General features: G+C 67.8%; 23 protein-coding genes. 15 read left to right on the forward strand and 8 right to left on the reverse strand.

Annotated features, from left to right (window positions below):
* Window positions 1–168 precede the first annotated feature (168 nt).
* Both tnpB and QM806_RS06585 read left to right on the forward strand, forming a co-directional pair.
* On the forward strand, window positions 169–1,713 hold the full coding sequence (tnpB, locus tag QM806_RS06580; RefSeq protein ID WP_166680668.1) for an IS607 family element RNA-guided endonuclease TnpB: 1,545 nt from the start codon (window positions 169–171) through the stop codon (window positions 1,711–1,713).
* A 103-nt stretch (window positions 1,714–1,816) separates the two neighbouring features.
* A complete protein-coding gene (locus QM806_RS06585) occupies window positions 1,817–2,380 on the forward strand; it encodes a sigma factor-like helix-turn-helix DNA-binding protein (protein ID WP_283290808.1) in 564 nt (187 codons plus the stop codon).
* Here QM806_RS06585 and QM806_RS06590 read toward each other — a convergent pair.
* Genes QM806_RS06590 through QM806_RS06605 form a run of 4 tightly spaced genes read right to left on the reverse strand, consistent with a single transcriptional unit; the run spans window position 2,305 to window position 4,223 of the window.
* Window positions 2,305–2,655: a VOC family protein gene (locus QM806_RS06590; protein ID WP_005574977.1), complete on the reverse strand. Its 351-nt coding sequence runs from the start codon at window positions 2,653–2,655 to the stop codon at window positions 2,305–2,307. The genes QM806_RS06585 and QM806_RS06590 overlap by 76 nt on opposite strands.
* Before the next feature lie 40 nt (window positions 2,656–2,695).
* Window positions 2,696–3,259 carry an SRPBCC family protein gene (locus QM806_RS06595; protein ID WP_283290810.1) on the reverse strand — a complete coding sequence of 188 codons (564 nt, stop codon included), beginning with the start codon at window positions 3,257–3,259 and terminating at the stop codon, window positions 2,696–2,698.
* The gene (locus tag QM806_RS06600; RefSeq protein ID WP_005258499.1) at window positions 3,256–3,573 is read right to left on the reverse strand and encodes an ArsR/SmtB family transcription factor; all 318 of its coding nucleotides are present in this window, start codon (window positions 3,571–3,573) and stop codon (window positions 3,256–3,258) included. The genes QM806_RS06595 and QM806_RS06600 overlap by 4 nt, the downstream gene beginning before the upstream one ends.
* Before the next feature lie 32 nt (window positions 3,574–3,605).
* Window positions 3,606–4,223 carry a TetR/AcrR family transcriptional regulator gene (locus tag QM806_RS06605; protein ID WP_005258497.1) on the reverse strand — a complete coding sequence of 206 codons (618 nt, stop codon included), beginning with the start codon at window positions 4,221–4,223 and terminating at the stop codon, window positions 3,606–3,608.
* A gap of 125 nt (window positions 4,224–4,348) precedes the next feature.
* Here QM806_RS06605 and QM806_RS06610 point away from each other — a divergent pair, with 125 nt between their 5' ends.
* From QM806_RS06610 to QM806_RS06655, 10 genes are all read left to right on the forward strand, one after another.
* On the forward strand, window positions 4,349–5,275 hold the full coding sequence (locus QM806_RS06610; protein ID WP_080606167.1) for an AurF N-oxygenase family protein: 927 nt from the start codon (window positions 4,349–4,351) through the stop codon (window positions 5,273–5,275).
* Complete coding sequence (locus QM806_RS06615) at window positions 5,272–7,083, forward strand: DUF4873 domain-containing protein (protein WP_283290813.1); 1,812 nt, start codon at window positions 5,272–5,274, stop codon at window positions 7,081–7,083. The genes QM806_RS06610 and QM806_RS06615 overlap by 4 nt, the downstream gene beginning before the upstream one ends.
* A 51-nt stretch (window positions 7,084–7,134) precedes the next feature.
* Complete coding sequence (locus tag QM806_RS06620; RefSeq protein WP_054246503.1) at window positions 7,135–8,277, forward strand: XdhC family protein; 1,143 nt, start codon at window positions 7,135–7,137, stop codon at window positions 8,275–8,277.
* Between the two features lie 76 nt (window positions 8,278–8,353).
* The gene (locus QM806_RS06625) at window positions 8,354–9,259 is read left to right on the forward strand and encodes an FAD binding domain-containing protein (RefSeq protein ID WP_283290815.1); all 906 of its coding nucleotides are present in this window, start codon (window positions 8,354–8,356) and stop codon (window positions 9,257–9,259) included.
* 2 nt (window positions 9,260–9,261) lie between these two features.
* Window positions 9,262–9,846, forward strand: a complete 585-nt coding sequence (locus tag QM806_RS06630; RefSeq protein WP_005258492.1) for a (2Fe-2S)-binding protein — start codon at window positions 9,262–9,264, stop codon at window positions 9,844–9,846.
* Window positions 9,843–12,245 carry an aerobic carbon-monoxide dehydrogenase large subunit gene (locus tag QM806_RS06635; protein ID WP_005566271.1) on the forward strand — a complete coding sequence of 801 codons (2,403 nt, stop codon included), beginning with the start codon at window positions 9,843–9,845 and terminating at the stop codon, window positions 12,243–12,245. Before QM806_RS06630 ends, QM806_RS06635 begins: the two co-directional genes overlap by 4 nt.
* 29 nt (window positions 12,246–12,274) lie before the next feature.
* The gene (locus QM806_RS06640) at window positions 12,275–13,168 is read left to right on the forward strand and encodes an XdhC family protein (RefSeq protein ID WP_283290818.1); all 894 of its coding nucleotides are present in this window, start codon (window positions 12,275–12,277) and stop codon (window positions 13,166–13,168) included.
* Window positions 13,165–14,052 (forward strand): AAA family ATPase, encoded by an 888-nt coding sequence (locus QM806_RS06645; protein ID WP_005258486.1) that lies wholly within the window; start codon window positions 13,165–13,167, stop codon window positions 14,050–14,052. Before QM806_RS06640 ends, QM806_RS06645 begins: the two co-directional genes overlap by 4 nt.
* Window positions 14,053–14,064: 12 nt before the next feature.
* The gene (locus QM806_RS06650; protein WP_005566267.1) at window positions 14,065–14,706 is read left to right on the forward strand and encodes an SRPBCC family protein; all 642 of its coding nucleotides are present in this window, start codon (window positions 14,065–14,067) and stop codon (window positions 14,704–14,706) included.
* Window positions 14,703–15,920, forward strand: coding sequence for a vWA domain-containing protein (locus tag QM806_RS06655; RefSeq protein ID WP_005566265.1), 1,218 nt, complete (start codon window positions 14,703–14,705; stop codon window positions 15,918–15,920). The genes QM806_RS06650 and QM806_RS06655 overlap by 4 nt, the downstream gene beginning before the upstream one ends.
* 415 nt (window positions 15,921–16,335) lie before the next feature.
* On the opposite strand, the gene ligD is transcribed toward QM806_RS06655, so the two are convergent.
* From ligD to QM806_RS06670, 3 genes are all read right to left on the reverse strand, one after another.
* A complete protein-coding gene (ligD, locus tag QM806_RS06660; RefSeq protein WP_283290821.1) occupies window positions 16,336–17,307 on the reverse strand; it encodes a non-homologous end-joining DNA ligase in 972 nt (323 codons plus the stop codon).
* A gap of 115 nt (window positions 17,308–17,422) precedes the next feature.
* Entirely contained in the window at window positions 17,423–17,857 is a 435-nt protein-coding gene (locus QM806_RS06665) for a PAS domain-containing protein (protein WP_039952173.1), read from the reverse strand.
* Window positions 17,858–17,914: 57 nt separating this feature from the next.
* The gene (locus tag QM806_RS06670; protein WP_005566259.1) at window positions 17,915–19,510 is read right to left on the reverse strand and encodes a serine/threonine-protein kinase; all 1,596 of its coding nucleotides are present in this window, start codon (window positions 19,508–19,510) and stop codon (window positions 17,915–17,917) included.
* 188 nt (window positions 19,511–19,698) lie between these two features.
* Here QM806_RS06670 and QM806_RS06675 point away from each other — a divergent pair, with 188 nt between their 5' ends.
* Window positions 19,699–20,187 carry an FBP domain-containing protein gene (locus tag QM806_RS06675; RefSeq protein WP_005566258.1) on the forward strand — a complete coding sequence of 163 codons (489 nt, stop codon included), beginning with the start codon at window positions 19,699–19,701 and terminating at the stop codon, window positions 20,185–20,187.
* Between the two features lie 207 nt (window positions 20,188–20,394).
* Here QM806_RS06675 and QM806_RS06680 read toward each other — a convergent pair whose 3' ends face one another.
* Window positions 20,395–21,513 (reverse strand): AbrB family transcriptional regulator, encoded by a 1,119-nt coding sequence (locus tag QM806_RS06680; protein ID WP_005258473.1) that lies wholly within the window; start codon window positions 21,511–21,513, stop codon window positions 20,395–20,397.
* Window positions 21,514–21,606: 93 nt separating this feature from the next.
* Between QM806_RS06680 and QM806_RS06685 the strand changes: the two genes are divergently transcribed.
* On the forward strand, window positions 21,607–22,305 hold the full coding sequence (locus tag QM806_RS06685; protein ID WP_005566256.1) for a GntR family transcriptional regulator: 699 nt from the start codon (window positions 21,607–21,609) through the stop codon (window positions 22,303–22,305).
* Between the two features lie 75 nt (window positions 22,306–22,380).
* Complete coding sequence (locus QM806_RS06690) at window positions 22,381–22,572, forward strand: hypothetical protein (protein ID WP_182623728.1); 192 nt, start codon at window positions 22,381–22,383, stop codon at window positions 22,570–22,572.
* Window positions 22,573–22,606 lie beyond the last annotated feature (34 nt).

A 22,606-nucleotide genomic window follows, 5' to 3' on the forward strand; every position in this document is an offset into this window, starting at 1 on the left:
GTGTTGTCGGTGCCCTGTCGTACCGTGCTTGTGTTGACCGACGACGGGTGGTGATGATCTGGTGCGCGATATGACCGAGGTGAAGGCCTCGCTGTGTGCCCGCCGATGCGGGCGGCGTGGTTCACGCCGGAGTGCCGCAGCTGCGGTGACCGCTGCGGCGGATCTGTCGTGACGCCCACAGCTGTGCTCGCCGATCCCGGTGACCACGTCACGGCTCCGGGCGCGGCGCTCGACCAGGTTGCGGACTCTTCTCGGACGGTGATCCGTGCCTACGTTTTTGTCCTCGAGCCGACCCCGGAGCAGGCGTCGGTGTTGCGGTCGCACTGTGGGGCGCAGCGCTTCGCCTACAACTGGGCACTGTCGCAGGTCAAGGCGAACCTCGACCAACGGACTGCGGAACGGTCTTACGAGATCCCGGACGCGGAGTTGACGCCGCCGGTGTCCTGGTCGGCGTACGGCCTGCGCAAATACTGGAACACCGTGAAAGACGACGTCGCCGTCAACACCGACACCGGGCAGGTGTGGTGGCCGGAGAACTCGAAAGAGGCCTACAGTTCCGGACTCGCGAACTGCGCGGCCGCCCTATCGAACTGGTCCGACGCCCGATCCGGAAAACGCAAAGGTCCGATGGGATTCCCCCGCTTCAAGGGCAAACGGGCGGTGCTGTCGTGCCGGTTCACCACCGGCAGTTTCGGGTTGGTCACCGACAGCGGGGATCGACGCCACATCCAACTACCACGGATCGGCGTGGTCCGGTCTGCCGAATCGACCCGCAAATTGGCACGAAAGACGATCGCCGGGACGGCGCGGATTCGGTCGGCGACCCTCTCGTTTCGTCGGGGCCGGTGGCAGGTGTCGTTCTCGGTCGAAATCGCTCTCCCCGCGCGGGCACTGCCATCCGCCACCACCGGTACCTCCGCCGCGGTCGGCGATTGCGGTGTGGTGGTCGGAGTCGATGTGGGGGTCAAACACCTCGCAGTCCTCTCGAACGGGGAGATGATCGAGAATCCGACGCACGCACGCAGGCACGCGAAACAACTTCGTAGCCTCGGGCGCCGTGCGTCCCGCCGTGTCGGCCCGGATCGTCGCACCGGTCAACAACCCTCCCGGCGCTGGCTGCGCACCCAGGAACAGATCCGGGCGGTGCGCATCCGCATCGCGAACAGTCGCCGCGATCACCTGCACAAACTCACCACCCGACTGGTGCGGGACTTCGATACCGTCGTCGTCGAAGACCTCAACGTCGCGGGAATGACCCGTTCCGGTGGCGCCTACAAGCGGGGGTTGAACCGGGCTCTGCAGGATGCGGCGTTCGCCGAGATCCGGCGACAACTGACCTATAAGTGCGAGTGGGCTGGCACCGGTCTGCAGGTGGCGGACCGTTGGTATCCGTCGAGTAAGACCTGCTCGAACTGTCAGGTAGTGAAAGCCAAACTACCCCTGAAGGTTCGGGTGTTCACCTGCGATGCGTGCGGATTCCGCGCTGATCGTGATCACAATGCTGCTCTCAACCTCGCTGCCCTCGCAGCGGTTGACGGTGGTGCGTCTTCGGCGAGTTGCGGACGAGACGTAAAAGACGCCCGACAGAAACCAACCATAAGACCCGCCGCTCGGTGGGCTGACGGTATTGCTGCGGGAACACCACTGAGTGGTGAACGTGACCGGGGTAACCCGGACACTCATGCAGAATGCACTAAACAACACTCAGCATGAACGGAATCTCCCGGATGTGTTGACCCCTGGTGTGCCGGAAGATGAGTACGGAAGCGCCGTGACGGATGACCGGAGACGGCGAGGTCGGGGGATCGAGGGTCATATGAGTGTGCTCGACGAGGAATTACATTCGGCAGCGACGGCCGCCGCGGCGGGGGATCGCGAGGCTGTCGAGCGGGTGATGACGACGCTGTGGCCGCAGGTAGTGCGCTATTGCCGTACCCGCGTGGGGAATTCCACGCAGGTCACGCGGCCGGCGGACGAGGTGGCGCACGAAGCGCTGCTCGCGGTCGCGCGCGAACTTCCGGCTCTCGCTCGCAGTGACCATCCTGTCCGCGAGGTGTATCGCGTCGTGAGCCGGACCGTCGCGGACGCCCACGGCAGCGCGGTCGGAAGTCCGGACATTCCGGCGGAAGTGGCCGTGCTGCTACGCCATCTCGACGCCACCGCCCGGGAGATCGTTCTGCTGCGGGTCATCGACGGGCTGTCCGTGCACGACACCGCGGGCCTCCTCGGCCTCCCGGTGGGCGGGTCCTCGTCGTGCAGCACGAGACGCTGCGGACCCTGCGGGCGAAGGTGGCCTGACCGGCGTCAGCGCCGGCCGGACAGGACGCAGAACTCGTTGCCCTCGGGATCGGCGAGCACCACCCAACTCTGCTCGCCCTGACCGACATCCGCGTGCCGGGCGCCGAGCCCGAGAAGCCGCGCGACCTCGGCCTGCTGATCGTCGGGCCGGAAGTCGAGATGCAGCCGATTCGGAGTTCGTTTCCGATCCGGAACGGCCACGAACAGGATTTCCGGGTGGCTGTCGGCCCGGGGCCGGATGTGGACGTCGCCGTCGGAGTCGGTCACGGCGCCCCAGCCCAGGGCCTCGGCCCACCAGCGTCCCAGGGCTGTCGGATCGAGAGCGTTGACCACCACGGCTTCCCATTGCAGTCCCATGCGTCAACGGTACGGCGAGCGGTTGGCGCGCGGCACGGATTCACTGCAGCGTCGGATCGACCGGTTCGACGCCGAGGCGTTCGGAGTACTGCTCGTTGAGTTCGCGCCAGCCGTAGTTCATCGCCTCGGCACCGACGATCGGTCCGATCGGATTGCCGTCGAGCAGGGCGTCGGCGACGTCGAGGCACATGTGCCACCCGGCGGCCGTCATCGCCGCGGTGTGCTGGTCGTCGACCGTGTGGCGCAGGGTCAGTCGCGTGCCGGCGTCGGTTTCGTCGATCGTCCAGAGCAGGACGTCGTCGCCCCAGGCGTGTTCGAGGACGTGAGGTGAGTCGGCCCGGGTCACGGTGCCGTCGAGTTCGGTGCGATTCTGCCCGTCGACCATGATCAGGGTCGCGGGACCGACAGTTCCGAGGTTCCGGTCCGCGGTGTACGGCGCCCACAGCGGAAGTTCGCCGGGGTCGGTGAGCGCGGTCCACAGCGCGGACGGCGAGTGGGTGAACTCGCGAACGAAGGTGAGGGACCATCGGGTGCCGTCGGGTCGTGCTTCGACGTGCCGCAGTGGGCCGGGGCGGTAGTCGCGTCGTGCGTCTGACTCGGTCATGACGGGGTCTCCTTCGAATCGAGGTGCCGCTCCAGGGCATCGAGGTGATGCGTCCACAGCCGGCGGTAGGGCTGCAGCCACGCGTCGAACTCGTCGAACGGTTCGCGGTGCAGGCTGTAGATGCGTTGCTGGGCCGCGGTGCGGCAGGTGACGAATCCGGCCTGTCGCAGCACCCGCAGGTGTTTGGACACGGTCGGCTGGGGCAGTGCGAGCTGGTCGACGAGTTCGCCGACACTGGCGTGGCCGGCCCGCAGCTGTTCGAGGATCCTGCGCCTCTGCGGTTCGGCGACCACGGTGAACACGTCCGGTGCCATGGTGTGAGTATGCTCCTGCGCGTATATACGCGTCAAGGAATATGAACGTCCGGTTGTGGCATGAACGCGATCGACAGCAGGGATCGGACGAACTCGCGCAGAGCCCGCTCGTCGGACGTGTCCACGATCCCCTCCGTGATGATGAGCGAGCCGATGATGCGGAACGCCCACTCGGAGATGGCGATGGGGCTCACGCCCGACAGTTGGTCGGGAGAGAACAGGCGCTCGAAATGGGGGGTCAGCAGTTGCGCCCCGAGTTCGATCATCGGCTTCGCCTTGACCGTGAACCAGGGAAGTACCACCTCGGGGTCGTCGCGCAAGCCCTTCTGCAGCAACCGGTGTTCGCGTGCGTACTGGACGGCGAACACGACGGCGTCGACGAATCGCACCTGGAGTCGGCTCTGCCGTCCTCGCAGCACCGGGTCGAGCACGACGAAGAATCGCGAGATCTCCCGCTGGAAGAGGGCGTCGAGGATGGCGGACTGGTCGCCGACGTATTTGTAGAGCGTGGGCCGGGACAGTCCTGCCCGCTCGGCGATGACCGCGTGAAGCCGGGTGCTGTAGCCGAGTTCGATCAGGCATTCCTCGGCCGCATCGAGGATCCGTTCCCGGAGTTCGCCGGGGGTCGGTGTCGTCGGCTGCGTCCTCACGGCCCTGATTGTGCTGTTCGGGTGGGGTGGGTGCAAACAGAAGCCGCAAATGTGAACTCGAGTCACAGATAACCATTGACCTACGTCACACCCGGGTTTACGTTTTACCTATAAACGGCAACGAGATGGAATCGCGCTCGATGAAGGGAACAGCGATGTCTCAGCGTTCACACACGATCGCCCGGGAAGAAGTCGCCGGCCGGCTCCTCGCGGGCTCCGTCAAGCGTTCGTACGCTCCCGTCGTCGACATCGACTGGGACGCGCCCCTCGACGACGGCAAGTACTTCCTGCCGCCGCAGGTCCTGTCCCTGTGGGGAACCGAGATGTGGGACCGGATGAGCGAGGCGCAGCGCATCGAGCTGTCCCGGCAGGAATCGGCGAACATCCTCAGCGTCGGAATCTGGTTCGAGAACATTCTCAACCAGGCGCTCCTGCGCGCGCTGCTGCACAACGACCCGAGCTCGCTGCACACCCGGTACATGCTCACCGAGATGGGCGACGAGTGCAGGCACATGACGATGTTCGGGCGCGCCATCGAGCAGATGGGCGCCAAGCCCTTCCAGCTCCGGTGGCATCAGGCAGTCGTGGTCAACCTGCTGCCCAAGACGTTTCGCGGGACCATGCTGTGGGTGGCCGCGCTGATCGGTGAGGAGATCTTCGACGCCACGCAGCGGCGAGTCCTCGAGGACCCGCAATTGCAGCCGATGATTTCCCGGCTGATGCGGATCCACGTCACTGAGGAGTCCCGGCACATCCGATTCGCGCGCGAGGGGGTGCGTCGCCGCGTCGCAGAAGGCCACCGGATCGACCGGCTGTGGGTCGGAACGCTGCAGGGGATCGGCGGCCCGCTGTTCCAGCGGCTGTTCACCAACCCGGCCATGTACGAGCGGGCCGGACTGGATCCGAAGGAGGCGCGTCGACAGGCGCTGGCAAATCCGAACTTTCGCGAGAATCAACGACGCGGGTTCGAGTCGCTGGCCGCGTTCCTCGAGGAGAACGGTCTGATGCGAGCGACGTCCCGCGCGCTGTGGCGGCGCGGAGGATTCCTGTGACACCCGGGGTCGCGGAGCCGGACGTCCTCGTCGTCGGCACCGGATTCGCCGGATTGTGTATGGCGATCAAGCTGAAGGAGGCGGGGGAGGAGAACTTCGTCGTCCTCGAGAAAGCCGATCGGGTGGGCGGGACGTGGCGGGAGAACACGTATCCCGGGTGCGGTTGCGACGTGATGTCGCTGATGTACTCGTTCTCCTTCGCGCCCAACCGGAAATGGACGCGAATGTACGCGCGGCAACCCGAGATTCTCGACTACATCGAACGGGTGGTCCGCGACTACGATCTGGCACCGCACATCCGGTTCGGCTCCGAAGTGATCTCCTACGAGTTCGACGAGAGAACGGACCGGTGGCGGGTGGAGACCAGGTCAGGTTCCGTCTACCGGCCGCGGATCGTCGTCGCCGGTCCGGGCCCACTGCACAAACCCAGCGTCCCGGATCTTCCCGGCCGGAAGTCGTTCTCGGGTGCGGCATTCCATTCCGCCGAGTGGGATCACTCGGTCGACCTGACCGGTAAGCGGGTGGCGGTCGTCGGCACCGGAGCCAGTGCCGTGCAGTTCGTTCCCGAGGTCGCGAAGACGGCCGCGCAGGTCGACGTCTTCCAGCGGACTCCGCACTGGATCCTGCCGAAGTTGGACCGCCCGATCACGGCCGGGGAGAAGGCGGTGTTCAATGCCGTTCCCGGAGTCCAGAAGGCCTACCGCGGTGCGATCTACTGGAGTCACGAATCGCTGATCGCCGGGTTCCTGCACCCGCGGCTGATGACGGTGCTGGAGTCGGCAGCCCGGGGTCTGCTGCGCAGGCAGGTGCGTGATCCCGAACTGCGCGCCACCCTGACCCCCGACTACACCATCGGCTGCAAGCGGATTCTGGTGTCCAGCAATTTCTACCCGGCCCTGCAACGCGGGAACGTCGATCTGGTCACCTCGGGCATCTCGGCGGTCACCGAGCGCGGGATCCGCACCGAGGACGGAACGATGCACGAGGCGGACGTCATCGTCTACGGCACCGGTTTCGCCGTCGGCGACCGGTTCGAGAACGAGCACATCGTGGGCCGGCGCGGGCTGACGATCCAGCGGGCGTGGCGCGACGGCATGGAGGCGTACCTCGGTGTCGCGGTCGCGGGGTTCCCGAATTTCTTCCTCATGATGGGGCCGAATTCCGGTGGCGGCAATCAGTCGATCGTCTTCGTCATCGAGGCCCAGGCGCACTACGTCACCCGATGCCTGGCGCTGATGAAGAGACGCGACGCGACGCGGATCGAGGTGCGTGCGGGCGCGCAGCGCGAATTCAACCGGGTGGTCCACCGCAAACTCGCGCGCTCGGTGTGGAATTCGGGTGGTTGCGACAGCTGGTACCTCGATTCCACCGGCCACAATCGGGCGGCGTGGCCCGGGTCGAGTGCCTCCTACTGGCGGCGCATGCGCAACCCCGACGATCGGCACTTCGAGCTGAGTTCGCTCGCCGAGCGCGAGGACGACACGGAATACCGCGGGCCCGGCGTGCTCACGTCCGGCGACCTGGCGGTGGCCGTCGAGATCTTTCTGAACGGTCACATCGAACCGGTGGACGGCCTCTACCACTGGTACGGCCGCGTCGTCGGCGACGGCGTCGACGCGGCGAAACGGCGCAACCGCGCCCCGTTGTTCCTCACGATCGGGGACGGTCCGGACGTGCCCGCGGCGCTCGCGGAGCGCGACCCGTGGGGCCACTACCGGATCTCCGGGGTGGGGACGCCACCGTTCCCGCTGACGCCGGTCGAAGTCGAGGTTCCCGTCTCCCGGGCCAAACTCGCCTCGGCGGAATAGGCTTGTAGCTGAGCGTGTATCACACGTCGGACTCGAGCGGGAAGGGTGCTGATGCGCGACGTGCTGGCGGACCTGATGGCGGTGTGGACCGCGGGTGGGACGGCGGGTGTCGGAACGGTGGTCCGCACGTTCCGCTCCGCGCCGCGACCGCCGGGGGCGTCGATGGTCGTGGCGCCCGACGGCAGCGCGTCCGGTTCGGTGTCCGGCGGGTGCGTCGAGGGAGCGGTCTACGAACTCGCATCCGAGGTCACGACGTCCGGCACGCCGGTGCTGCAGCGGTACGGGATCAGCGACGAGAACGCGTTCGAGGTGGGTCTCACCTGCGGTGGAATCATCGACATCTTCGTCGAGCCCGTGTCGCGGGACAATTTTCCGGAGCTCGGTGAGATCGCCCGGGACATCGAGAACCACCTGCCGGTCGCGGTGGCCACCGTCGTGGCGCACCCCGATGCGGCTCGGGTGGGGCGCCGGCTGGTCGTCCGGCCCGAGCACGTGAGCGGTTCGCTCGGCTCGGACCGGGCCGATTCCGCGGTCACCGACGACGCCCGGGGCCTCTTGGCGGCGGGCGGTAGCACGGTCCTGACGTACGGAACCGACGGTCAGCGTCGCGGCGAGGGCATGGAGGTGTTCGTCGCCAGTTACGCGCCGAGGCCGCGCATGCTCGTGTTCGGGGCCATCGACTTCGCTGCCGCGGTGGCCCGGCAGGGCGCCTTCATGGGATACCGGGTGACGGTCTGCGACGCCCGTCCGGTGTTTGCGACGCACGCGCGGTTCCCGACGGCCGACGAGGTGGTGGTGGATTGGCCGCACCGGTATCTCGCTGCCCAGGCCGAGGCCCAGGCGATCGACGGCCGGACCGTGATCTGTGTGCTCACCCACGACCCCAAGTTCGACGTTCCTCTCCTCGAGACGGCGCTGCGCCTCCCGGACGTCGCCTACATCGGTGCCATGGGATCACGCAGAACGGACCTGGACCGGCGCGAACGCCTGCGCGAGGCCGGTCTGACCGACACCGAGCTCGACCGGCTGTCGAGCCCCATCGGCCTGGACATCGGCGCCCGGACACCCGAGGAGACGGCCGTGTCCATCGCCGCCGAGATCATCGCCCGCCGGTGGGGTGGCACGGGGCGCCCGCTGGCGGAGTCGAGCGGTCGGATCCACCACGAGGAACCCGTCGATTTCTGCGTCGACTAGGGCGGTTCACCCGGGGTTGACGGACCGTCGGTTCTTGCGGAGGCTGAGAGCATCCACGTTTGTGAGGTAGGTCATAATGCAAGTACCAGGATCCTTCGAATACGAGCGTGCCACGGGCGTCGAGGACGCCATCGCCCTGCTCGACCGGCTGGGCGACGAAGCCCGCCTCGTCGCAGGCGGCCACAGCCTGCTCCCCATGATGAAACTTCGCCTCGCCAATCCCGAGTACCTCATCGACATCAACGATCTCGAGGGCGAACTCGGCTACATCACGACCGAGCGGTCGAGGCTGCGGATCGGTGCGATGACGCGGCACCGCCGGCTGCTCGAATCGGACGAGCTCGCGGCGGCGTTCCCACTCTTCCGCGACGCGGAGAAGGTGATCGCCGACCCGGTGGTCCGCAACCGCGGGACCATCGGCGGATCTCTGTGCCAGGCCGATCCGGCCGAGGATCTCACCACTGTCTGCTCTGTTCTCGACGCCACCTGCGTGGTGCGCGGGCCCGGTGGGCGCCGCGAGATCCCCATGTCCGAGTTCCTCGTCGGACCGTACGAGACGGCGCTCGTACACAACGAGATGCTCATCGAGATCGTGATACCGGTCCACGGTCACAGCTCCAGTGCGTACGCCAAGGTCGAACGGCGGACCGGAGATTGGGCGGTCACCGCGGCCGGAGCGGCCGTCACGGTGGAGGGCGGCGAGATCGCCCGGGCCGCTGTCGGCCTGACCGCGGTCAACCCGGATCCGTCCGGACTCTCGGATGTCGCCGACTACCTGACCGGACGTCCCCCGTCCGAGGAGGCGTTCGCCCAGGCCGGGCGGATGGCCGCGCAGGCCTGCGAGCCCGTCGCGGACGCACGCGGCACCGTCGACTACAAACGCCATCTCGCATCCGAACTCACGATCCGCACACTCCGTACAGCGGTCGACCGGGTGCTCCGCAGCGACGTGGAGCACGAGCCGACCGGAGAAGAGGCATAGCCATGCAGGTGAACATGACCGTCAACGGCGAGGCAGTGAGCGCCGAGGTGGAACCGCGCATGCTGCTGGTCCATTTTCTCCGCGACCAGCTGGGCCTGACCGGGACCCATTGGGGCTGCGATACCAGCAACTGCGGCACGTGCGTCGTCACCGTGGACGGCGATCCGGTGAAGTCGTGCACGATGCTCGCCGCGATGGCGAGCGGGCACGACGTCCGCACGGTCGAGGGCCTCGAACACGACGGCGAACTCGATCCCGTCCAGCAGGGCTTCATGCAGTGCCACGGACTGCAGTGCGGGTTCTGCACCCCCGGCATGATGATGACGGCGCGGGCACTGCTCGACCGGGAGGAGAGCCCGGACGAGGCCACGATCCGGGAAGCGATCTCCGGGCAGATCTGTCGCTGCACCGGGTACACCACGATCGTGCGCTCGATCCAGTGGGCGGCGGACCATCGGGCGGGCGAGGCCGCCGAGCCGGAACCGGCCGGCGACTTCGACGCGGAGGTCCAGGAGGACAAGACACGGGGCGCCGAGGGCGCACCGATGACAGTCGAGGAACACGCACCCACCGGAAGTGCATCATGACCACCGTCGAATCCCGTCCGCCGTCGGGCGGCGCCGACATCGTCGACAACGACAAGAAGCCCTGCGGCCACGGTCGCATGTTGCGCAAGGAGGACCCCCGCTTCATCCGGGGGCTCGGAAATTACGTCGACGACATCACCCTCCCCGGCATGCTGCACCTGGCGATCCTGCGGTCGCCGGTCGCGCACGCGCGGATCGTGAGCATCGATACCACTGCGGCGCAGGAACACCCGAAGGTGACGGCAGTGGTGACGGGCGCCGACCTCGCCGCGAAGAACCTCGCCTGGATGCCGACGCTGTCCAACGACGTGCAGGCCGTGCTGGCCACCGACAAGGTGCGTTTCCAGGGCCAGGAGGTGGCGTTCGTCATCGCCGAGGACCGGTATTCGGCCCGGGACGCGCTGGAACTGATCGACGTCGAATACGACATGCTCGATCCCGTCGTCGACGCGCGCGCCGCGCTCTCGCCCGATGCGCCGGTGATCCGCGACGACCTCGAAGGCAAGACGGACAATCACTGCTTCGACTGGGAGACAGGCGATGCCGCCGCGACCGAGGCCGTGTTCGCGAAGGCGGACGTGGTGGTGAAGCAGGAGATCGTCTACCCCAGGGTGCATCCGGCGCCGATGGAGACGTGCGGTGCGATCGCCGACGTCGACCGGGTGTCCGGCAAGCTCACCCTGTACACCACGTCGCAGGCCCCGCACGCGCACCGGACGATCTACGCCTTGGTCTCCGGGATCCCGGAGCACAAGATCCGGGTGGTGTCTCCGGACATCGGCGGCGGATTCGGTAACAAGGTCCCGATCTACCCGGGATACGTGTGTGCGATCGTGGCGTCGCTCGTGACGGGCAAACCGGTGAAGTGGATGGAGGATCGCAGCGAGAACCTGATGAGCACGGGCTTCGCACGCGACTACATCATGGTCGGCGAGATCGCGGCGACCAGCGAGGGCAAGATCCTCGCGATCCGCACGAAGGTGTTGGCGGATCACGGTGCGTTCAACGGCACGGCGGCCCCGGTGAAATATCCGGCCGGTTTCTTCGGCGTCTTCACCGGTAGCTACGACATCGAGGCCGCGCACTGCGCGATGACGGCGGTGTACACGAACAAGGCGCCCGGCGGGGTGGCGTACGCCTGTTCGTTCCGCATCACGGAGGCCGTGTATCTGGTCGAGCGGCTCGTCGACTGCCTGGCGTTCGATCTGAAGATGGATCCGGCGGAACTGCGGCTGAAGAATCTGCTGAGGCCGGAACAGTTCCCGTACACCAGCAAGACCGGGTGGGTGTACGACTCTGGCGACTACGAGACCACCATGCGCAAGGCCATGGACATGATCGGCTACCAGCAGTTGCGCGAGGAGCAGAAGGAACGCCGCGAACGCGGCGAGCTGATGGGAATCGGCATGTCGTTCTTCACCGAAGCCGTCGGTGCCGGACCCCGGAAGGACATGGACATCCTGGGCCTGGGCATGGCCGACGGCTGCGAACTGCGCGTCCACCCGACGGGCAAGGCCGTCGTGCGGTTGTCGGTGCAGACCCAGGGGCAGGGTCACGAGACGACGTTCGCGCAGATCGTGGCGGAGGAACTGGGGATCCCACCGGACGACATCGACGTCGTGCACGGCGACACCGACAACACGCCGTTCGGGCTCGGCACGTACGGCAGCCGGTCGACACCGGTGTCGGGGGCGGCCGCGGCGCTGGTGGCCCGCAAGGTGCGGGACAAGGCGAAGATCATCGCCTCGGGCATGCTCGAGGCCTCGGTCGCGGATCTGGAATGGGAGAAGGGCGAATTCCATGTGAAGGGCGATCCCTCGGCCAAGGTGACCATCCAGGACATCGCGATGCGGGCACACGGCGCCGGCGACCTGCCGGAGGGCATCGAAGGCGGACTCGACGCGCAGATCTGTTACAACCCCGAGAATCTGACGTACCCCTACGGCGCGTACTTCTGCGTCGTCGACATCGATCCCGGCACCGCCGTGGTGAAGGTGCGGCGGTTCCTCGCCGTCGACGACTGCGGCACCCGCATCAACCCGATGATCATCGAGGGGCAGGTCCACGGCGGCATCGTCGACGGCATCGGTATGGCACTCATGGAGATCATCGAGTTCGACGAGGACGGCAACTGCCTCGGCGGATCACTGATGGATTACCTGATCCCCACCGCGCTCGAGGTTCCGAAGCTCGAGACCGGATTCACCGTGACCCCGTCGCCGCACCACCCGATCGGCGCGAAGGGCATCGGCGAGTCCGCGACGGTCGGATCGCCCCCGGCCGTGGTGAACGCTGTCGTGGATGCGCTCGCCCCGTTCGGTGTCCGGCACGCCGACATGCCGCTCACCCCGTCCCGGGTGTGGGAGGCCATGCAGGGCCGCGCGACACCCCCGATCTGAATGTCGCCCGTCGGCTGCGAGGAGGCCCGATGGATCTGAAAGAGCGTGCGGCGCAACTGGCGCGCGACCGCAGGCCGTTCGTCCATGCGACTGTGGTGCGGGTGCAGCCGCCCACGTCCAGTCATTCCGGCGATGAGGCGATCCTCCTGCAGGACGGCACGATCGAGGGTTTCGTCGGCGGTCAGTGCGCGCAGAATTCGGTGCGCACGGCCGCCCTGGGGGCGCTGGCGACCAACGAGAGCGTGTTGTTGCGGGTCCTTCCCGACGGGGCCGTGCAATTCCCGGAGACTCCGGGCGCGTCCGTCGTGGTGAATCCGTGCCTGTCCGGCGGCGCCATGGAGATCTTCCTGGAGCCGCAACTGCCACCCCCGTTGGTGCGGATCTTCGGCACCACGCCGATCGCGCAGGCGTTGGGGGGCATATCGGAACTGCTGGGATTCACCGTCGAGCACGACGACGCCGGTTTCGAGCAGTTCTCCGGCACCACGGCGGTGGTGCTCGCCGGCCACGGCGGACCCGAAGGGGAGGTCATCCGTGCGGCGCTCGACGCCGGGATCGGGTATGTCGGGCTCGTCGCCAGCCGAACACGCGGTGGGGCCATCCTCGACACCCTGGGTCTCACCGAGTCCGAACGGTCGCGGGTACACACCCCCGTCGGTCTCGACATCGGGGCGCGGACGTCGGCGGAGATCGCGGTGTCGATCGCGGCCGAGTTGGTGCAGGAACTGCGGACCGCGGGACTTCGCGCGCCCGAGGGCGATTCGCCTCCGCGGGCGGTGGTGACCGAGGCGGTCGATCCGGTGTGCGGGATGCGAGTCGTGGTGGGGCCGGATACCGCCCACCTGCGGCGGGACGGTGCCGACTTCTGGTTCTGCGGCCCGGGTTGCCGGACCTCGTTCGCGCGGGAGACGGGAGCGGTATGACGGAGGCGTTCGAGGACGTGGGGGACGTGGTCCGGCGCTTCGATGCCGAGGACTACCTTCTGGACTTCGGAACCGCGTCGGCCCTGTATCTCGCGGCAGCCCTGCGCCGCCCGCTCCTGCTCGAAGGCGAACCCGGAGTCGGCAAAACCACCGCGGCGAAGGCTCTCGCGACCGTCCTCGGCGCCCCGCTGATCCGGTTGCAGTGCTACGAGGGCCTCACGGCGAACGAGGCCCTCTACGACTGGAACTATCAGCGGCAGTTGCTCACCATCAGGCTGGCCGAATCGCGGGGCGACGGCCTGACCGAGGACGACCTGTTCACCGAGGAATTCCTGCTGGAACGTCCCATCCTCCACTGTGTGCGATATCGGGGACCGACCCCGCCCGTACTTCTGATCGACGAAATAGACCGAGCCGACGACGAGTTCGAGGCACTCCTCCTCGAATTCCTGGGGGAGGCATCGGTCACCGTTCCCGAACTGGGAACGTTCACGGCCGAACATCACCCCGTCGTCGTGCTGACGTCCAACCGGAGCCGCGACCTCCACGACGCGCTGCGCCGACGATGCCTCTACCACTGGATCGACTATCCGGAGCCGGTGCGGGCCGCCGCCATCGTGCGCCGCACGGTGCCCGCGGCGGCGGCGCCCCTCATCGAGCACGCCACCCGCTTCGTCGGCCGGGCCCGCGAACTCGATCTCGACAAGCCGCCCGGAATTGCCGAGACGATCGACTGGGTGTCCGCCCTCGCGGCGCTGGGGGTGGCCGATCTGGTTCGCGACGACGCGATCCAGAGCCTGAGTGCCCTCGCGAAGACCCCGGACGACCGCACAATAGTTCAGGACGCATTCGCGGACTACGCGCACGGCCTGGCCACCGGATGAGAGGCAACTGCCATGAAGATCGCCAACGAGTTCACCGTCAGCGCTCCGATCGAGCAGGCGTGGGAGGTGCTCAGCGACCTCGAGGAGGTTGCCCCCCTGCTACCCGGAGCTCAGATGACCGGGCGGGAGGGTGACGATTACCTGGGGAAAGTGAAGGTCAAGGTCGGCCCGGTGACCAGTGAGTTCAAAGGCAAGGCCGCGTTCGTCGTGCGCGATCCGAAGGAGCACCGCGCCGTGATCGACGCCCGCGGGAGGGACTCGCGCGGTTCCGGCAACGCGTCCGCGACGATCACCGCCCAGTTGCACGAGGTGGGCGACCGCACCCGCGTCACCGTGGACACCGACATGAAGATCGTCGGCAAACTCGCGCAGTTCGGCAGCGGAATGATCCAGCAGGTGTCGGAGAAACTCATGGGGCAGTTCGCGGAGTCGCTGGAAGCGAAGCTCGCCGGGGGACCCGCCGAGCAGGCCACGGCCGAGCCCGAGGCGGCCGGCACCACGAACCTCTCCGTGGCCCCGCCTGCCGCCGAACCGGCGCCGCTGGATCTTCTGGCGCTGTCCGGCGCGGGTGCGTGGAAACGGTACGCCCCCATTCTCGCTGCCATCCTCGCGGGAATCGTGGTCGTCCTCGTGGTGGGCCGCCGCAGGCGATGAGCGCGTCGGGCGTCCTGCGGGGCGTCGATCTCGCGGCGTTCGCGGTGGCACTCGTCGCCCGGTTGCGCTCCCGTGGTGTCGTCGTCTCGGCAAGTGGCCCCGCGGTGTTCGTGCAGGCGCTTCATCTGTCACCGCCGGGTTCGCGGTCGCGGCTGTACTGGTCGGCGCGTCTGACCCTGGTCAACCGCGTCGACGACCTCGCGTCGTTCGACGCGGTGTTCTCCGCGGTCTTCGATGACGCCGTGCTGTCCGTGGATCCGCACGCGCGACGCGCCGCGGCGGGACGAGAGAAGGCCCTCGCAGGTGTCAGCGACGGTCGCGACCGGCCCGGTGAGGCGCAGGACGTCGAGGGCGTGCCGTGGATGACACGACCGATGATGACCGGTGGCGACGACAGCGGCGAGGACGACCTTCACGACGCGCTCACCGCCGTGCCGGACACCCTGCCCAGCAGGCTCGTGGCCCGCGCCGACGAACCCTTCGCCCGATTCGACGCCGGCGACCTCCGGCTCCTCGGATCCTGGCTGGAACAGGCCACCGCCGCGTGGCCGTCCCGCCGCACCCGGCGTCGCGAAGTGCATCGCCGCGGCCGGCGTATCGATCTGCGCGCCACCATGAACCGGTCGAGGGCCACGGGCTGGGAACCGGTGGTTCTCGCGCGGAGCCGTCCCCGGAACCGCCCGCGGCGCATCGTGATGCTGTGCGACGTGAGCCGGTCGATGCAGCCGTACGCCGCGATCTATCTCCATCTGATGCGGGCGGCGGTGCAACGCCAGACCGCGGGCAGGCCGGAGGTGTTCGCGTTCTCCACGTCGCTGACGAGGCTCACGCCCGTGCTCGCCCACCGCAGCGCCGAGACCGCGGTCCGTAAGGCGAACGACAAGGTGGTCGACAGATTCGGTGGCACCCACATCGCGGGCAGCGTGAGCGAACTACTGGCGTCCCCGCACGGCAACGCGCTGCGCGGGGCAGTCGTGGTCATCGCGTCCGACGGCTGGGACAGCGACGACCCGAAGCGCCTGGCGCATGCCCTCACCAGGGTCCGTCGCCGCGCCCACCGACTGGTGTGGCTCAACCCCCGCGCCGGTGACCCCGACTTCCGGCCGCTCGCCGGATCGATGGCGGCTGCGCTGCCGTTCTGCGATGCCTTCCTCCCCGCGCACTCCGTGTCCGCGCTCCGCGACGTGCTCGACGTGATCGGCGGGATGGCATAGCGGGTGGCGCGATACCACCCCGAGGGTGCCTGGTCGCCGGCCCGTCCTTCGCCGAAGCTCTATGGACGGTGCACACCGCCCTTCAGCTCACAGGAGGAACCCACAATGTCGACTATCAGAACTTCCGCCAGAATCGTGGTCGCCATCGGGGCGATCCTCGCGGCTCTCTCGATTTCACTGGTGGGAACGGCCGAATTCGCCGGCGCCAGACCATGTCAGAACGATTGTCACGCGCCGGTTCCCAAACCGCCGGTCGACGGCTGCCAACTCTGCAATCCCAACCCACCGCCTCCGCCGCCCCCGCCGCCACGGTAGGGAAGAGTTCGGCATGCCAGACACGCGCCTCGGCCGCACGGTCGGGGCGCGTGTCGCGTTGTGGGCAAACCGCTCCGGCAGCGCTGGCCGAGTGCCCCGACTAATCCTCCGCGCCACCGGGATCCGGCTCGCCTTCGGCCTCGTCCCGGTCGGCCCACTCCAGCAGCGGTTCGAGCGAGAACACGGCGTCGTCGATTCCGGCATGCAGGTCACCGAGTTTCGCGAAGCGGTCGGGGACGGTGGCGATGGTGAACTCGTGCGGGTCCACGTCGTCGATCTCGTCCCACGTCACCGGTGTGGACACGGTCGCGTCGGGCACACCCCGCACCGAGTACGCGCTGGCGATGGTGTGATCGCGGGCGTTCTGGTTGTAGTCGACGAACAGTTTGCGCGGATCCCGGTCCTTCCGCCACCAGGTGGTGGTGACGTCCTGCGGGGCCCGGCGCTCCACTTCGCGGGCGAAGGCCAGCGCGGCCCGCCGGACGTCGCCGAAACCCCAGTCGGGCCGGATCCGGACGTAAACGTGCATGCCGCTTCCGCCCGACGTCTTCGGCCAGCCCGTCGCGCCCACTTCGTCGAGCACCTCGTGCACCACCCCGGCCACGCGCTGCACTGTGTCGAACCCGCACTCGGGCATCGGATCGAGATCGATCCGCCACTCGTCGGGACGTTCGACGTCAGCGCGGCGCGAGTTCCACGGATGGAACTCGACCGTGGACATCTGCACCGCCCAGATCACATCCGCCAGGTGCGTCACGCACAGTTCGTCGGCGTGACGGTTGTACCGCGGAAACGTCACCCGCACCGTCTGGACCCAGTCGGGCGCACCGTGCGGCAACCGCTTCTGGTGGACCTTCTCGCCGCTCAGGCCGTCCGGAAAGCGGTGCATCATGCAGGGGCGTTCGCGCAGGGCGCACACGATCCCGTCGCCGACGCTCAGGTAGTAGTTCGCGAGGTCGAGCTTCGTGGCACCGGTCGCGGGGAAGTAGACGCGCTCCGGGTGCGAGATCCGCACGGTCCGGTCGCCGACCTCCAGTTCGACAGCGGGAGCCTTGCTCTTGCCGGTCGCCATTCAGTCAACTTAACCCGCGTTCGATCCCTTCCGCGCTGTTTGCAGACGGTTTCGCCTGATTCACAGGCAATAGCGCGTGAATCCGGCCAATGTCCGTGCGTCTGTGGGGCGGGGGTCAGAAGCCGGGCGCCCGGCCGCCGTTCCACAGTTGTTCGGTGACGTCGTGGAAGCAGACGAGGGTCACCGGATCGTCCTCCCGACGGAGAATGGGCCGGCTGACGAGTGCACGCACTCGGGACCCGTCCTGATGTGTGAGGTCGACGGGTGAGGTGGCGGACTCGCGGAGGTGCTCGACCGCGTCGGCACCTGTCGGTGCGTCGTCCAGGGCGAGGAGTTCGGACACCGGGTGTCCGCGCAGTGAAGCGACGGGATAACCCAGCATCTCCTCGAAAGCACTGTTCGCGTGGACGACGGTGCCGTCGCTCTCGACCGCCAGGACGGGAACCGGAAGGCGTTCGAGCAGGACGAGGGCGGGTAGCTGCTCGAGGTAGCCCAAGGGAGTTTCCGGGGTCGGGCGACGTCTCTCCTCATGCTCTGCCTGTGCGCTCACAGACCTATACTCTCACCGATTCCGACCGCTCGTCCCGTTGTCGCCGCAGACGGCGATTCAGCGGTGCGCGGACTCGACCATCGGTTCGGTCGCGAGGATCCGTCCGTCGCCGCTGACGATGGTCAGGGCGGACGGGGTCAGCCGGTACTGGGTGCCGCCGTCGCCGGTGGCCACGAAGCCGGTACCGCTCGAGATCGGATCGTCGACGGAGATGGCGGCGCCGTCGCTGATGCGCACGCCCTGGTAGTAGTAGCGGCCCACTCCCGTCTCGCAGACCACGACGAGAGACTTCGTGGTGCGACCGATGAACACCGCCGGGTTGGTGTAGTTGCAGCGTGCGTCGGACGGGGCCAGGAAACCTTGCCGATCGGCGCCCGACACCTCGCCGACGATCGTCGGCGGGGGAGCCGTCGTCGTACGCGGCGTCGTCACGGCAGGCGGGACCGTCGCCGGCGCCGCGGACGCGGCGGGTACGTCCTCTGTGGCCGAGGCGCGCACCTGACTGCTGGTGGCCGCGGCGACGGTGGATGCGTCCGGTGTGTTCCGATCCAGCACGAGCCATCCGACCACCCCGCCGAGGACCAGCAGCGCAATCACCAGCACGGTCACCGTCACCGGCAGGGCCACCGACCGTCGTGCCGGCGGGGCGTAGGGAGTCGACGGGTAATACGGCGCCGCCGGGGGCTGCGCAGGTGGCTCGCCGTGGAATGCGGTCGGCGGGTAGACCGGTGGACGGCCGCGGTCGTCGACGCGCGTCGGTTCGGACCGCATCCCCGACGAGGGTTCCGGGCGGGTCGCGATGTCGGGTTCGGTCCTCCGCTCGCGAGCGGTCAACGCGGACCGGGCGGCGGCCGCGAAGTCGCCGGCCGTCGGGTACCGATCGCGGGGGTCCTTCGCCAGGCCTCGGGCGATCACCTCGTCGAACGCGGCGGGCACGTCGGGTCGAATCGAGCTGGGGCTGGGCACCGGCGTCGTGAGGTGGGCGCGGATCGCGCTGCTGATGCTGTTGGACGGGAACGGGATGGACCCCGTGAGGCATTCGTAGAGGACACACGCCAGCGAGTAGACGTCCGCGCGGGCATCGACCGGCGCATTGTCGAACCGCTCGGGCGCCATGTACGCGTAGGAGCCGACGGCACTGCCGAGCGTGGTCAGGCGGAGGTCGGAACTCGAGTGCGCGATACCGAAGTCGACGAGGTACGCGAACTCCCCGGCGGTGACGAGGATGTTCTCCGGCTTGACGTCGCGGTGGATGAGACCGTCGGTGTGCGCGGCGTCGAGCGCCGCCGCGATCTGGTCGACGATCGCGACCGCGTGTGCGGGACCCATCGGGCCCCGTGTGCGGAGCAGTGAACGCAGATCCTGTCCCACGACCAGGCGCATGTCGATGTACAGCACACCGTCGATTTCGCCCCAGTCGTGAATCGGAATGACGTGCGGCTCCTGCAACCGCGCCGCGGCATGCGATTCGCGTCGGAACCGCTGCTGGTAGGTGGGGTCCTTCGCGAGGTCGACGTCGAGGATCTTGAGGGCGACGGTGCGATCCTTGGTGGTGTCGTACGCCTCGTACACCTCACCCATTCCGCCTCGTCCGAGCAGAGCCCTGAGATGGTATTGCCCGAACTGCGAGCCGACCCGTGTACCTGCCGCCATTGCCGTTCCCCTCGAAGCCGGAAACAGCACGATACACGCAGATGTCGCGCTGTCCTGGGACGCTCGCGACACCCGCCGCACCCGCGACGCGGCCAGAGATCGTTCGGAAAATCCGTTGCTCGACCTCACCGCTGTCCGTAGTGTCACGTGGCTTTGTCAACCCGTTCACAGAAGGAGTTCACCTCGACATGGAACCCGTCACCGAACGCGACATCAGGTCGTCGTTCATCAACTGCTCCAAAGGCGACGCCAAGCGTCTGCCCGTCCCTCGGGATCTGGACGATCGGCCCTGGGACGACCTCGACTTCCTCGGCTGGAGTGACCCGTCGTTTCCCGGCCGCTGCTATGTCGTCGTGCCGCGAGACGGTGGTCTGGTCGGCGTCGCGCTGCGCTACGAAACGGGCGGTTATCGCCGCGCGCAGATGTGCACCGTCTGCATGACCACGCACGCCAACGGCGGCGTCTCGCTGATGACCGCGCGCAAGTCGGGTGAATCCGGACGCCGCGGCAACTCGATCGGCACCTACATGTGCGCCGATCTCGCCTGCTCGCTCTACGCGCGCCGGAAGAAGTCTCCTGCGCTGGGCAGGCAGTACCGCGAGGATCTCGAGCCCGAGGAGCGGATCGCGCGGGTCCGCGACAACCTCGATGCCTTCATCGCGAGGGTCTACGGCTGACCGACCCGACACCCACCCACCGTGCAGCTCGGTAGCTGCTGACAAGAATCGGAGGTAGATGCCATGCGCCGACATTCGAGGAACCCACTTCCCGGTGGACCCCGAGTTCGGAGACACTGCAACGAGACTCGGGGTGTTCGGGACTCCTCTCCGGTCGAGACGGCCCGGACGCTAGCGGGACCGTCCTGTCCGGAGAGGATTCCCGAACTACGCTCGTCGACGCCGAGAACTGAAGTGGGCAAACACCTTCGCCATGATCGGGGTGGTGACGAGCATGATGACCAGGCGCAACACCTGAGCGGCCGCGACGAACGTGACATTGGAGGCGGTGGATGCCGAGACGGCCAGCACCGCCGCCAGGCCACCGGGCGTGGTGGCGAGATAGGCCTCGAGCAGGCTCGCGCCGGTGAGGTGGGAGAGTAGGACGCCCAGCCCGGCGCAGGCCGCCCCGACCAGCAAGGTGAGCAGCGCCGCGTACGGCAGGATTCGTCCGATCGCCCGCAGGCTCGCCCGGTCGAACGCGAGCCCGGCCTGCCAGCCGATGAGGATCAGCGCGGCGGTCATCAGCATCGGCGGGACCGCGACCGCGTCGCTCCAGCCGCCGAGTTCGAACCCGGCACTCACGGCCAGCGGACCCAATGTCGCGGGCGCGGGTAGTCGCACGAGTGACGCCACAGCGGTGCCGCCCACGATGAACAGTGCCAGGAATGGCAGGGTCACATACCATTCGGACCCGCCGCCCTCGGTGCCTGTCACGGTGTCTGCACCGGTATCCGCGCGGAAGCCGAACGTGACGATCATCGGCATCGACACGACGACGAGCGCCACCCTCAGATACTGCACCACTGCGACGACCCGGTCGTCGCCGCCGAGTTCGCGGGCCATCGCGACGAGTCCGGTGGCGCCGCCCGCAGTCATGGAGAGGGATCCGGTCACCGCGTCCACGTCACGGTGCAGCGCGAGGAGGGCGCCGGCCGCCACGCTGAGCGCGAGAGTCGCGGCCGCGATCGAGACCACCGGCACCCACATCGAGCCTAGGGCGGCGATCGTGTCCCGGTGCACCATCAGTCCGACGGCGCTCGCCAGCACTCCCTGGGCAAGCTTCCCCAGCGGGCGGGGCACGCGGGACGGGCCCCAGCCGGTGACGGCCAGGGTCGCCGCGACGATCAGAGCCGAGAAGAGACCGGCCGCTGTCAGTCCGACGCTCTCGCCGAGCGCCCAGCCGCCGATCGAGAGTGCGATCAGTGCGGCCCACCGAAGTCCGTGACGGCGCAGTTCGGACGCGCGCGTCGGCACGGATCGTTCGGTGGATTGCACGTCGTTCACGTGTGGACGCCTACTTCGGGATGCTGTTCCTGTTCTATGGTGCGCATTAGCGTATACCTTAGCTCATACGGTGGTGAACGTTAGGATGTATGCATGGCGCGCGAAAGCAAGAGCGAACAGGTATACGTGCAGCTCAAACAGGACATTCTGAACGGGACCCTGTCTCCGGGGCAGTCGCTGAGTGCTATCGACGTGGGCACGCGGTTCTCGGCGTCTCGCACCCCGGTGCGTCAGGCCTTCCTTCGGCTCGAAGCAGACGGGCTGGTCTCGCTCACCGACCGGCAGGGGGCACGGGTCGCTCCCATCTCCATCAAGAGTGTTCGGGACCTGTTCGAGCTACGCATCCTGCTCGAGGCGGCCGCGGCGCGCATGGTCGCCGAGGCCGTCGGCCGGGACACCGCGGCCCGGCAGCAATTCGACGAGGTAGCGGACGCACTCGGGGCGATCTCGGAGGAGGACCCGTCCGAGTCCCGGCGGGATCGTTTCTACGAACTCACCGAAACGTACGACCAGGCGGTGATCGCGCACACCCGGAACTCGCAACTGGCCCGATCGATTGCCGAACTCCGGCCGCACACGGAGAGACTGCGCAACATCGCCCACTCCCACCCGGACCGTCTGGATGTCTCGCTGGCGGAGCACCGGGCGATGTGCCGTGCGATCCTCGCCGGCGACGGACCGGCGGCTGCCGCGGCCTGCACCGAGCACCTGACCCAGACGCAGAAGACCATCCTCGACGCGGTCGTCGATCCGCAGGGATCGGCCGTCGCCATCGACCTGGTCACCGCGTAGTCGGCACGGTCAGAGCGCGAGGATGGCGGGGACGCTGAGGACTGCCACGTAGTACCCCATGAACAGGACGCCTGCGTGGATCGTGAACGCCCGCGACAGCAGGCCTCCGAGGAGTCCGACTGTGAGGGTGACGGCGAGTCCGACGACGCCGCCCTCCCAGACGCTGATGACGACGACCGCCGCTTCGTGCAGGGAGCGCTCGTGCTCGCCAGCGCCCAGAACATCGAACGTCGCGCGTTCTCCTGCCGGATAGCTGCGTTCGGGTAGGTAGCCCGGTCTAGTACTTCGGTCTATGTCGGAT

The sequence above is a fragment of the Rhodococcus sp. IEGM 1351 genome (assembly GCF_030056875.1).
Classification (GTDB): domain Bacteria; phylum Actinomycetota; class Actinomycetes; order Mycobacteriales; family Mycobacteriaceae; genus Rhodococcus_F; species Rhodococcus_F opacus.